This window comes from Nocardia sp. NPDC058497, from assembly GCF_042720195.1.
Classification (GTDB): Bacteria; Actinomycetota; Actinomycetes; order Mycobacteriales; family Mycobacteriaceae; genus Nocardia.
Map to the genome: position 1 here is coordinate 1 of NZ_JBHXMY010000201.1, position 9,755 is coordinate 9,755.

Consider the following 9,755-nt stretch of genomic DNA (forward strand, 5'->3'; position numbering starts at 1 on the left):
CCTTTCGCCTGGTACAGCCTTCGTTGTCGTCAGAGGAGTTTGCGGACCAGTGGGAGTGGGAGGGTGCGCAGGGCGAAGGCGATCGGGATCCAGGGCCAGTTCGGGACGTAGGCCTTGGCGCGGCGCTTCTCGATGGCGGCGACCATCGAGCGGACGCCGGTTTCGGTGTCCACCATGAGCTTCGGCTCGTGTTTGATGCGGTCGTTCATCTCCGAGCGGATGTAGCCGGGGTAGATCACCGAGACGTCGACGCCGGGAACGGCTTCGGCGCGCAGGCCCTCGGCCAGTGCGGCGACTCCGGCCTTGGTGGCGGCGTAGGTGGTCAGCGTTTTGGGCATGCCGCGTAGGGCCGAGATGGAGGAGATCATCACCAGGTGGCCGTTGCCCTGGGCGCGGAAGATCTTCATCGCGGCCTCGGTCTGGGCCAGTGCGGCAAGGAAATTCACCATCGCGGTCTCGCGGTTGGCGTCGTGGCGGCCGGTGCCCAGCGGGGCGCCTTTGCCGAGGCCCGCGTTCACCACGACGCGGTCGATGGCGCCGAATTCGGCGGCGAACTCGTCGAAGACGGTGAACACGGCGGCGTCGTCGGTGACGTCGAGCTGTCGCACCGAGACGACGCGATCGGGATGCGCGGCGAGGATCTCGGTGCGCAATTCCTCGAGTCGTTCGGTGCGGCGCGCGCACAGTCCGAGGTCATAGCCGATGGCGGCGAACTGGCGGGCCATCTCCGCGCCGAGGCCGGAGCTGGCGCCGGTGATGACGATGGTGCCCCGGCTCACGACACGACCGCCGGTACTGGTGCCAACGAGGGCTCGATATGCGATTCCATGTGCCCACGCTAGTCATCCGACGCCCGCCGTCGGAACCGATCACTGCCGATGCGCCGCGTACCGCGACGCTTCTGGCCCCCAACCGCTCCGGCCGACCCGCCCCGCCCGGAGACAGCACCCGGCGATGTGTTCGACGACGGGCCGCTTGCTGCTGTGGTAGCTGATGAATGGTGTGAACACAGCTCGGTCAGCTCGCTACCCATCGCGTGCCCGAGCTCTGCCGCCGCTACCGAGTCGCGGCGCCCGCGATCAGTGGGGACCGGCGGCGATCACGGCGGCGGCCGCTGCACGCAAATCCACCATGGCGCGATGCCAGCGGCGGTGCGCGCGATCCGGATCGGGGACGACGAAATTGGCGACCAGAATGCCGCGCAGCGCGTCCATCGCGGTGTAGGCGAAGTCGCGGGCGCCCTTGCGGCGCAGATCGTCCGGGATCAGCTCGGCGACCGCTTGCAGCACCGCGGTGTTGACCAGCGGTTCGACCTCTTCCATCGCCGCGGCCAGCACCGGATCGGTCCGGCCTGCCACCCACAGCTCGACCGTCGCGATGAACAGCGGCCCTTGATGCAGGTCCCACAGGAACTCGAGCGCGGCGCCGACCGGATCGGCCCCGACCGGGACCTGGGTCATCTCACTCATCGCCGCCGCCACCCGCCGCTCGGCCAGATGCTTGATCGCGGCGACCACCAGATCGTGTTTGGAGCCGAAGTGGTGCACCTGCGCGCCGCGGGTGACACCGGCGCGCTCGGCGACCCGGGGCGTGGTGGTGCCCGCGTATCCGTATTCGACCAGGCAATCGATGGTCGCGTCGAGCAGGCGCGCGCGCATCTCGCTGCTGCGCTGCCCCTGCGTCCGCCGCTGCGGTTTGTCGGCTGCGGTGCTGGTCATCGGACGATCCTACAGCTTACATACAGACCTGAAGGTAAGCGGTAGGTCGTGGCGACGCCCGCGGTGAACCGTGGCTTCCGCGCCCGAGACCGGGTCAGCCCGTCACCGAACGGCGACCAAGCGCGCGGTGTTCGCGGAGATGTCGTCGCTCGCCTCGTTGGCGGCGAGCTCGGCGTGCACCCGGTCGTAGTAGCGGTTGATCTCGGCGTTGGTGGTCTCGTCGTCCCAGCCGAGCGGCGGCGCGATCAGGCGGGCGATCTCCGGCGCGGCGGCGAGGCCACGATCGGGGACCTCGATGGAGATGCGGGTGCGGCGGGTGAGCAGGTCGTCGAGGTGCAGCGCGCCCTCGTGGGGGCCGCGCTACCCCGCCCCGCCGGGGCGGATCCCCGGCGCGCCCGGAATCGGCTGGCGCAGTGCGGCATCCGCGCCGACGAGGGCGAAGATATCGGTGGCCAGCGCGCCGTAGCGGCCGAGCAGGTGCTCGATGACCTCGACAGGCAGATCCACCGTGGCGGCCAATTCTTCTGCCTCGGCCAGCATTTCGCGGTAGCCCTCCGCGCCGACGATCGGCAGCCGCGCGGTGGCCGAGGCGGGGATGTCGCCGCCGAGGCGGGCGGTGACGGCGTCGACCACGTCGGCGGCCATCACCCGGTAGGTGGTGTACTTGCCGCCCGCGATGACGAACAGGCCGGGCGCGGGCTCGGCGACGGCGTGCTCGCGCGAGAGCTTGGCGGTCTCCTTCGTCGCACCCGTCATCAGCGGGCGCAGGCCTGCGTAGGTGCCGACGATGTCGGCCCTGGTCAGCGGCTCGCGCAGCACCGCGTTGACGTGGTCGAGGATGTACTGCACGTCGGCGGCGGTGGCCGTGGGGTGGTTCTTGTCCAGCGACCACGCGGTGTCGGTGGTGCCGATGATCCAGTGCTCGGCCCACGGGATCACGAACAGCACCGACTTCTCGGTGCGCATGATCAGGCCGGTGTACAGGTCGAGCCGGTCGCGCGGCACCAGGATGTGCACGCCCTTCGACATCTGGACGTGGAACGGGAAGTCGACGCCGGTCATCTTGATCATGTCGTCGGTCCACACGCCGGTCGCGCTGATCACACTGCGGGCCCGGATCGTGTGGGCGACACCGGTTTCCAGGTCGACCACGTGGGCGCCGACGAACTGCTCGCCGTCGCGGACGAGTCCGGTGACCTTGGTGCGGGTCAGCACGGTCGCGCCACGGTCGGCGGCGGTCCTGGCGATCATCATGGTGTGGCGGGCGTCGTCGACCTGGGCGTCGTAGTAGCGGATGGCGCCGGTCATCGCGTCGGAGCGCAGCGCGGGCGCGAGTTCCAGTGCGCCGGTTCGGGTCAGGTGCTTGTGCATGGGCACGGTGCGCGCGCCGCCGAGGGTGTCGTAGAGGGCGATGCCCGCGCCGATGTAGGCGCGCTCCCAGACGCGGTGCTGCAACGGGAACAGGAACGGCACCGGGTGCACCAGGTGCGGGGCGAGCGTATTCAGCAGCAGCCCACGCTCTTTCAGCGCTTCGCGCACCAGCGCGAAGTCCATCTGCTCCAGGTAGCGCAGGCCACCGTGGATGAGCTTGGACGAGCGGCTCGAGGTACCGGCGGCGAAGTCACGGGCTTCGACGAGGGTCACCGACAGGCCACGCGAGGCGGCATCGAGCGCGGCACCGGCGCCGGTGACACCGCCGCCGATCACCAGCACGTCGATCTCGCTGTCGCCGAGCGCCGCGATCGCCTTGTCGCGGTAGGTGGGGTCCAGGGGAACGGACACGGCTTGCTCCTTGTTGTGGTTCATCAGTCGATTTCGGCCCAGTCGAGGGTGCGTTCGACGGCCTTGAGCCAGCGGCGGTAGCCGCGTTCGCGCTGCTCGTCGGACCAGGTGGGGAACCAGCGGACGTCTTCGTGCCAGTTCGCGAGCAGTTCGTCGGTGGAGTTCCAGACCCCGACCGCCAGGCCTGCCGCGTAGGCGGCGCCGAGGGCGGTGGTCTCGGCGACGACCGGCCGCGAGACCGGGACGCCGAGCAGGTCGGCCTGGATCTGCATGGCCAGCTTGTTCATGGTCACGCCGCCGTCGACTCGCAGCGTCGCCAGCTGGACGCCGGAGTCGCGCTGCATGGCCTCGACCACATCGCGGGTCTGGTAGGCGATGGATTCCAGTGTCGCCCTGGCCAAGTGGGCATTGTTGCTGTAGCGCGACAGGCCGACGACCGCGCCGCGCGCGTCGGGTCGCCAGTACGGCGCGAACAGCCCGGAGAACGCGGGCACGAAGTACACGCCGCCGGAATCGTCGACCTGTTCGGCCAGGTCCTCGATCTGCGCGGCGCCCGCGATGATGCCGAGCTGATCGCGCAGCCACTGCACAGCCGAGCCGGTGACCGCGATCGAACCCTCCAGCGCGTAGACGGGTTTGTCGTCGCCGAACTGGTAGGCGACGGTGGTGATCAGGCCGTGCGTCGAGCGCACGATGTCGGTGCCGGTGTTGAGCATCAGGAAATTGCCGGTGCCGTAGGTGTTCTTGGCCTCGCCCGGCTGGAAGCAGACCTGGCCGACGCCGGCGGCCTGCTGGTCACCGAGCACGCCCGCGATCGGCACCGCGCCCTTGAACGGGCCGTCGGGATTGGTGGTGCCGAAACCGGCCGGATTCGACGACGGGGCGATGGCGGGCAGCATGGCGCCCGGGATGTCGAAGACGCGCAGGAGCTCGTCGTCCCAGCGCAGCGTCTCCAGGTCCATCAGCATGGTGCGCGAGGCGTTGGTGGGGTCGGTGACGTGCACGCCGCCGCGGATGCCGCCGGTGAGATTCCAGATCAGCCAGGTATCGAGGGTGCCGAACAGGGCGTCGCCGCGTTCGGCGTCGGCGCGCACGCCCTCGACATTGTCGAGAATCCAGCGCAGCTTGCCGCCCGAGAAATAGGGGGCGGGCGGGAGACCGGTCTTCTCGCGGATGAGCTCGCTGTGCCCGGCCGCCTCGAGCGCGGCGATGATGCGATCGGTGCGGGTGTCCTGCCAGACGATCGCGTTGTAGTACGGGCGGCCGGTGCGGCGGTTCCACACGATGGTGGTCTCGCGCTGATTGGTGACGCCGATCGCCGCCAGATCGGCGGCGGTGAGATCGGCCGTCGCGAGCGCGGTCTTGACGACGGTGCGCGTGCGTTCCCAGATCTCGTCCGGATTGTGTTCGACCCAGCCCGCGCGCGGCATGATCTGCTCGTGTTCGAGCTGATGCCGGGCGACGACGGCGCCGTCGCGGTCGAAAACCATGAAACGCGTCGAGGTCGTGCCCTGGTCGATCGCGCCCACATACCGATTCATCGTGGTCCTTTCGAGGACTCACCCTCGAGCCCGGAACCCACGCTAGGAACGGCCCGATCCGGCCGCCACGGCTGCCGTTCGACAATGCTGAACGGTTGGCTGATAGGTTCGGGCGGTGCCGGGTCCGATCCAGTCGATCGAGCGAGCCGCGGCCGTGCTGCGTCTGCTCGCGCGCGGGTCGGGGCCGATGGCGGTCGGTGAGGTCGCCGCCGCGCTCGACCTGGCCAAACCCACCGCGCACGGCATCCTGCGGACCCTGCTGGGCGTGGGCTTCGTCGACCAGGATCCGGCGACCGGCCGGTATCTGCTCGGGCCGGCGCTGGGCGAACTCGGCAGCGACCATCTCGACGTCAACGAGCTGCGCTCGCGGGCGATCCACCGGGCCGACGCGCTCGCCTCGCACACCGGCGAATCGGTGCGGATGGCGGTGGCGCGGCCCGCGGGAGTGACGGTGGTGCATCACGTCTTCCGGCCCGACAACACCGAGCAGGTGCTCGCCGTCGGCGAGGTGCTGCCCGCGCACGCCACGGCGCTGGGCAAGGTACTGCTCGCCTATGACGCGGCGACGGATCTCGGTGCGCTGCAAGCTTTTACGCGGCGAACTATCGTCGAGCGGGCGGCGCTGGACCGTGCGATCGCCGAGGTCCGGCGGACCGGCTGGGCGAGTGAGGTCGAGGAGTATCGGACCGGCGAGGCGGGCGTGGCCGCGCCGATCCGGGCCAGAGGAGGTCTGGTGGTAGCTGCCATCGGCATCTCGGGGCCGACGGATCGGCTGTGCGACAACCGGTTACAGATCCGGCCTGCCGCTGTCGAGCAGGTGCGCGCAGCCGCTCAGGCCGTACACCGCGATCTGGGGGTGGCGCAGTGATCCGCTCCACCGCGCCGATGCGAGCCAGCGGAGGTCTGATGGTAGCTGCCATCGGGATCGCGGGGCCGCTGGACCGGCTGTGCGACAACCGTTTACAGACCAGGACCGCCGCGGTCGCGCGAGGACGGGCAGCGACAGGCGATCCAGCACGATCTCGGCGCAGAGCAAACGGGAGACTCCGGTGACGCAACGGTATGTGCTCGCCCTGGACCAGGGCACCACCTCCACCCGCTGCATCGTGTTCGACCGGCACGCGCGGCTGGTGGGGTTGGCCCAGCGCGCGCATCGCCAGCGGTATCCGCGCTCGGGGTGGGTCGAGCAGGATGCGATGGAGATCTGGCGGACCGTCGAGCGGATCGTGCCCGCGGCGCTGCGGGACGCGGGGATCACCGTCGCGCAGGTGGCGGCGATCGGGATCGCCAATCAGCGCGAGACCACCGTGGTGTGGGATCGCGAGACCGGGGTGCCGGTGCGGCCCGCGATCGTCTGGCAGGACATCCGTACCGAGGAGCTCGTCGAGCGGTTGCGGAAAGCGCCTGGCGCGCACCGGATCACGGAGTTGAGTGGGCTTCCGCTGGCCACCTACTTCGCGGCACCGCGGCTGCGGTGGCTGCTCGATCATGTCGACGGGTTGCGGGCGCGGGCCGAACGCGGCGAGGTGCTGTTCGGGACGATGGAGTCCTGGCTGATCTGGAATCTCACCGGCATCCATGTCACCGATGTCACCAATGCGGGCCGCACCCTGCTGATGAACCTGGCCACCCGGCAGTGGGACGAGGAACTGTTGCGGTTCTTCGATATTCCGCGCGCGATGCTGCCCCGCATCGAACCGTCGACCGGCGATTTCGGGACCGCCCGCACGGTCGCGCCCGGCGTCCGGATCGGCGCGGCCCTCGGCGACCAGCACGCGGCGCTGTTCGGCCAGACCTGTTTCGCGCCCGGCGAGACCGAATGCACCTACGGCACCGGTGGATTCCTGATGATGAACACCGGCGCCGACCTGATCCGATCCGAACACGGGCTGCTCACCACCATCGGCTACCAGGTCGGGCCCGACCCGGTGTACGCGCTGGAAGGGCCGATCGCGGTCACCGGGTCGCTGGTGCAGTGGCTGCGCGACATCGTCGGCCTGATCGCCACCGCGCCCGAGATCGAAACCCTCGCCAACACTGTCGACGACAACGGTGGCTGCTACCTGGTCCCCGCGTTCTCCGGGCTCTACGCGCCGCACTGGCGCAGTGACGCGCGCGGGCTGCTGATCGGGCTGACCTCCTATGTGACCAAGGGCCACCTGGCCCGCGCGGTGCTGGAGGCCACGGCCTGGCAGACCCGAGATGTCGTCGAGGCCATGAACGCCGATGCCGGGTTGCGGGCGCAGTCGTTGCGCGTCGCGGGCGGGATGGCGGCGAACAACCTGCTCATGCAGATCATCGCCGATGTCCTCGGCGTTCCGGTGATGCGTCCGCTGGTGACCGAGACGGTCTCGCTGGGCGCGGCCTATGCGGCCGGACTGGCGGTGGGTTACTGGCCGGATCTGCAAGGGCTGCGGCGTAATTGGCGGGTGGCGGCGCAGTGGGTGCCGACGGCCGATCGGTCCGTCCGTGACGAGGAGTACGAGCGGTGGCAGCGGGCGGTGCAGCTCAGTGTCGGCTGGGCGCGGCCCGCCGGTGGTGCGTCGGCCGAGCCCGCAAACTAGACCGATCGTTCACGAATGGGGGCCGCGGCTCAGCCTAGGATCGATGCGGCCACCCGGCCCGCGTCCCGCAAGCGGGTGGCGGAATTGGGTGCGCGTTCGAGCACCCAGACGCCCTGGAAGAAGACCAGCAGGAAGCGGGCCATCGCGCGCGTATCCGCGTCGGGCGGCAGTTCCTCCTGCGCCCGGGCGCGCGACAGCGCCGAGAACAGGGCCGTCTCCGTGCGCGCCCAGCTGGATTCGACCAACCGGGCGACATCGGCGTCGCGGGCGGCGAGCTCGACCGCGGCGGTCGTGACCAGGCAACCGAGGAATCGGTTCTCCGCGCAGGATTCGTTCACGAACCGGTCGATGAGCCCTCGGATCGCGGGCAGCGCCGGGCCCGGACGGGCCAATTCCGCGGTGACCCGCGCGTCGACGATCTCCAGGTGGCGTTGCAGCGCCTTCATGAAGAGCTCGTGCTTGCTGCCGAAAGTCGCGTAGATACAGCCCCTGGCGATACCGAGATGCTCGATCAGATCGGCTATCGATGTCGTCTCGTAGCCGCGCTGCCAGAACAGATCCAACGCGCGGTCCAGCGCAACATCGGGGTCGAATTCCTTGGTACGCGCCACTTTCCGAGCATACCAAGGCTATTGCGACCGATCGGTCAACTATGCAACACTGCGAGCCGCCATCCATCACCACGGAACTGAACAAAGGATTCATCATGGCGTTCACCAAGCTGCTCGGCGCAAGCATCGCGGCGCTGGCTTTCGGAGCAGTCCTCACCGCAGGCCCGGCCGCCGCCGCACCGCTCACCCCCGCACCGGTGGTCGCCCCGGGCGAGCCCGCCCCCGGCGGAACCTCGACGGGCAGCTCGCTGATCGACGGCTTCGGCTCCCTGCTGCGTCAGCTCCAGTGCGGCTCCGCAATCACCTGCGGCGCGCCGGCGTAATCCGGGCCGAGCTCGAGCTGTCGCAGCTGGGCCGCTGAGCTGGTCAGTGGCGGAATCGCGTTGCCCGGACGGGGGATATCTCGATTCCGCCACCACCGGCCTTTGTCAGAGCGGTGCGACCTCAGCCTCGGCTGGGCCGCCCGGCGCCCCGCTGATGTCGTCAGGCGAAGAGCTCTGCTGCTGATGTGGCGGTGACGGCCTGCACCAACCATTCGTTGAGCTGATCGAGATCGGTGCATTCGGCGAGCGTGGCGCGTTGCGCGACAGACAGCTCGAGACCACGGGCGGTCAACACAGTGAGAACGGCATGGGCAGCTTCCTCTGCCCGCCCTTCTTCTCTGCCTTCTTCTCTGCCTTCTTCCCTACCTTTGGCCACACCTTTGGCCACATATTTGGTGGCGATGCGGCCACGGTATTCGGGAGTGCTCTTCACAAGTTCCTCCAGACGTCGGCTCGCTGCAAGGGTCAACTCGTCGTCGACCAGATCCAGATACATTTTCACACGCTCGTCGTCGGTTTTCATCAGCCCGGCGAGGAATGCCGAGAGCACCTCGTCCATGTGCGGACCCGCTCCGTGCGCGATCGCCGACAGTGTCGCGCGTTCTGGACTGCGCCGGGCTTCGTCGGGGTCGGTCACGATGGGAAACCGGTCGGGGCCGAGCACCCGCAGGTGGATGACCGAACCGCCGGGGTCGAGTTCGATCGGCTTCGAAGCCCATTTCGCGACCTGTCGGCTGGGAGTCACCACCAGCAGCACTGCTGGGCAATGCAACCGCGATCGCAGTGTGGTCACGTAGACGGGCCATTTCCATCGCCGATCTTCCTTGCAACTCAGCTGGACCTCGACGCACACGCCGAGTACCGGCCGGTTTCGGTCGTCGCAGGTGCTCAGCGCAAAGTCACCGCGATACTCCTTGGGCCCCATGTCGGTGAAGTCGCAGGGCTCGGCTCGCATCTCGGCTTGGTCGGGAAGCAGCATTCCGAACTGTTCGACCAGCAGCGATGGAGCCAGAGTGATGTCTGTGCGGAAGAGATCAAGCAAACCTTCGTGCAGGTAGCTCGGCATGCCGGGCACCGTATTAGCGAATGCGTGGCGCACCCGAATCGTGGCGGCGTGTTGGGCGAAACGCACCGGTCCGGTCGGCGTGGCGGCGGCGGCGCGGCCGGGGGGGGGGGGGGTGGGGGGGTAATGCGTGGGGGGGGGGGTGGTGGGGGG

General features: G+C 69.1%; 8 protein-coding genes and 1 pseudogene. 3 read left to right on the plus strand and 6 right to left on the minus strand.

The features are described from left to right. Positions 1 to 29: 29 nt before the first annotated feature. The 4 genes and pseudogenes from ACFWPJ_RS15695 to glpK (ACFWPJ_RS15710) all read right to left on the minus strand — a co-directional run bounded on the left by ACFWPJ_RS15695 (position 30) and on the right by glpK (ACFWPJ_RS15710) (position 5,041). Complete coding sequence (locus tag ACFWPJ_RS15695; protein WP_378851795.1) at positions 30 to 779, minus strand: SDR family oxidoreductase; 750 nt, start codon at positions 777 to 779, stop codon at positions 30 to 32. Positions 780 to 1,079: 300 nt separating this feature from the next. Next, positions 1,080 to 1,718, minus strand: coding sequence for a TetR/AcrR family transcriptional regulator (locus tag ACFWPJ_RS15700; protein WP_378851797.1), 639 nt, complete (start codon positions 1,716 to 1,718; stop codon positions 1,080 to 1,082). 102 nt (positions 1,719 to 1,820) lie between these two features. Further along, a pseudogene (locus ACFWPJ_RS15705) lies at positions 1,821 to 3,524 on the minus strand (glycerol-3-phosphate dehydrogenase/oxidase). Continuing rightward, the gene (gene glpK / locus ACFWPJ_RS15710) at positions 3,524 to 5,041 is read right to left on the minus strand and encodes a glycerol kinase GlpK (protein ID WP_378851800.1); all 1,518 of its coding nucleotides are present in this window, start codon (positions 5,039 to 5,041) and stop codon (positions 3,524 to 3,526) included. The pseudogene ACFWPJ_RS15705 and the gene glpK (ACFWPJ_RS15710) overlap by 1 nt, the downstream one beginning before the upstream one ends. A gap of 115 nt (positions 5,042 to 5,156) precedes the next feature. Here glpK (ACFWPJ_RS15710) and ACFWPJ_RS15715 point away from each other — a divergent pair, with 115 nt between their 5' ends. Continuing rightward, entirely contained in the window at positions 5,157 to 5,909 is a 753-nt protein-coding gene (locus ACFWPJ_RS15715) for an IclR family transcriptional regulator (RefSeq protein ID WP_378851803.1), read from the plus strand. Between the two features lie 181 nt (positions 5,910 to 6,090). After that, entirely contained in the window at positions 6,091 to 7,605 is a 1,515-nt protein-coding gene (gene glpK / locus ACFWPJ_RS15720) for a glycerol kinase GlpK (RefSeq protein WP_378851806.1), read from the plus strand. Between the two features lie 29 nt (positions 7,606 to 7,634). Here the strand turns inward: glpK (ACFWPJ_RS15720) and ACFWPJ_RS15725 are convergent, their stop codons facing one another. After that, on the minus strand, positions 7,635 to 8,216 hold the full coding sequence (locus tag ACFWPJ_RS15725) for a TetR/AcrR family transcriptional regulator (RefSeq protein WP_378851809.1): 582 nt from the start codon (positions 8,214 to 8,216) through the stop codon (positions 7,635 to 7,637). Between the two features lie 95 nt (positions 8,217 to 8,311). Between ACFWPJ_RS15725 and ACFWPJ_RS15730 the strand changes: the two genes are divergently transcribed. Then, positions 8,312 to 8,539: a hypothetical protein gene (locus ACFWPJ_RS15730; RefSeq protein WP_189030781.1), complete on the plus strand. Its 228-nt coding sequence runs from the start codon at positions 8,312 to 8,314 to the stop codon at positions 8,537 to 8,539. 160 nt (positions 8,540 to 8,699) lie between these two features. On the opposite strand, the gene ACFWPJ_RS15735 is transcribed toward ACFWPJ_RS15730, so the two are convergent. Further along, positions 8,700 to 9,605, minus strand: coding sequence for a hypothetical protein (locus ACFWPJ_RS15735; RefSeq protein WP_378851812.1), 906 nt, complete (start codon positions 9,603 to 9,605; stop codon positions 8,700 to 8,702). Positions 9,606 to 9,755 lie beyond the last annotated feature (150 nt).